General features: G+C 64.5%; 3 protein-coding genes. All 3 read right to left on the bottom strand.

The window, feature by feature from the left end:
• Positions 1-221 (bottom strand): helix-hairpin-helix domain-containing protein (locus tag JYJ84_RS35305; RefSeq protein WP_205190183.1); only part of this gene is annotated, 221 nt, incomplete at its 3' end.
• A 73-nt stretch (positions 222-294) separates the two neighbouring features.
• Positions 295-1,287 (bottom strand): ADP-glyceromanno-heptose 6-epimerase, encoded by a 993-nt coding sequence (gene rfaD / locus JYJ84_RS35310; protein ID WP_174962250.1) that lies wholly within the window; start codon positions 1,285-1,287, stop codon positions 295-297.
• Positions 1,288-1,350: 63 nt separating this feature from the next.
• A partial coding sequence (locus tag JYJ84_RS35315; RefSeq protein ID WP_205190184.1) for a PfkB family carbohydrate kinase occupies positions 1,351-1,963 on the bottom strand: 613 nt, incomplete at its 5' end.

A 1,963-nucleotide genomic window follows, 5' to 3' on the forward strand; every position in this document is an offset into this window, starting at 1 on the left:
ACGGTATGGCCGCCCATGCCTTTCACGCGTGATGCGAGATCGTCCGCATTCCTGAACGGACCGCGTGCGCCGCGTTCGTCGAGAATCGCTTTCGCCCGTGCCGGGCCGATGCCCTTGATGCCGACGAGCGCATCCTCATTCGCGGTGTTGACATCGACGGCCGCCCAGGCCGACGCGATCGTGCCGAGCATTGCCGCTGCGACCAACCATTTCCTGATCATGTGCTGGATCTCCGATGAATACGGCCGGCGGCTGCCGACCGTGAGACCCAGTCTATCGATGCAACGCTTCCGCTTAAACCTGGCCGGATAGCCAACGCACGTAGCGGTCGACGCCTTCCTGCACGGTCAGGAACGGCGCGTCGTAACCGGCCGCACGCAGCTTCGTCTGGTCGGCCTGCGTGAAGCACTGGTACTTGCCGCGCAACGCATCGGGGAACGGCACGTATTCGATCAGCCCCTGCTCGACCTGCTGCGCGAGCGTCAGCGGCGGCAGGTTGTCGAGCACGCGCAACGTATTCACGACCGTCGACGCGATATCGTTGAACGGCTGCGCACGGCCGGTGCCGAGGTTGAAGATGCCCGACTTCTCCGGATGATCGAAGAAGAACAGGTTCACCTTCGTCACGTCCTCGACCGACACGAAGTCGCGCGTCTGCTCGCCCGGCGCATAGCCGTTGTACTCGCCGAACAGCTTCACCTTGCCTTCCGCGCGGAACTGGTTGAAGTTGTGGAACGCGACCGACGCCATGCGCCCCTTGTGCGTCTCGCGCGGGCCGTACACGTTGAAATAGCGGAAACCGGCGATCTGGCTCTTCGCGCTCGGCAGCACGCGACGGATCACCTGGTCGAACAGGAACTTCGAATAGCCGTAGACGTTCAGCGGCGCCTCGACGTCACGCTCCTCGACGAACCGCGTCGAGCCGCCGTAGGTCGCGGCCGACGATGCGTACAGGAACTGCGTGCCCTGCGCGAGGCAGGCGTCGAGCACCGCACGGCTGTAGCGGAAGTTGTTGTCCATCATGTAGCGGCCGTCGGTTTCCATCGTGTCCGAACAGGCGCCTTCATGGAATATCGCGCGTACCTTGCCGAAATCGCCGCGAGCAAAACGTTCGACGAATTCCGTCTTGTCCAGATAGTCGTCGATCTCGCAATCGACGAGATTGCGGAACTTGTCCGCGCGCGTCAGGTTGTCGACTGCGATGATGCGCGTCTCGCCGCGCGCGTTGAGCGCCTTGACGATGTTCGCGCCGATAAAACCGGCTGCGCCGGTGACGATGAGGGTCATGATCGTCCTGCCTGAAAAGTGCGAGCGATGCGTGGGGCGCGCTTGTCGCGCCACCGCATGTGCTCAGTGAAACAGTTCGTCGTAGTCCACCGTGGCCGTGCCGAGCTTGCCGACCACGATGCCTGCCGCGCGATTCGCGAGCACGACGGCATCGACGAGCGGCACGCCAGCGCCGAGCATCGTCGCGACCGTCGCGATCACGGTATCGCCCGCGCCCGACACGTCGAACACCTCGCGCGCGAGCGCCGGGGCATGCAATTCGCCGGTGGCGGAAAAGAGCGTCATGCCCTCTTCCGAACGCGTGAGCAGCAGCGCGTCGATGTCGAGTTCCGCGCGCAGCTTCGCGACACGCGCGCGCAGATCGTCTTCCGATTTCCACTGCCCGACCACTTCGCGCAATTCCGCGCGATTCGGCGTGATCAGCGACGCGCCGCGATAGCGTGCCCAGTCGTCGCCCTTCGGATCGACGAGGACGGACTTGCCGGCCGCACGTGCCTTCTCGATCATCGTCGTGACATGCGTCAGGCCGCCTTTCGCGTAATCCGACATCAGCACGACGTCGTGCTGCGGCAGCAGCGAATCGAAGCGCGCGAGCCCAGCGAGCAGCACCTCGTGCGTCGGCATGGCCTCGAAGTCGACGCGCAGCAGTTGCTGCTGGCGCGCGAGCACGCGCAGC

Origin of the sequence: Burkholderia sp. LMG 13014 (assembly GCF_905232215.1) — a bacterium.
GTDB lineage: Bacteria > Pseudomonadota > Gammaproteobacteria > Burkholderiales > Burkholderiaceae > Burkholderia.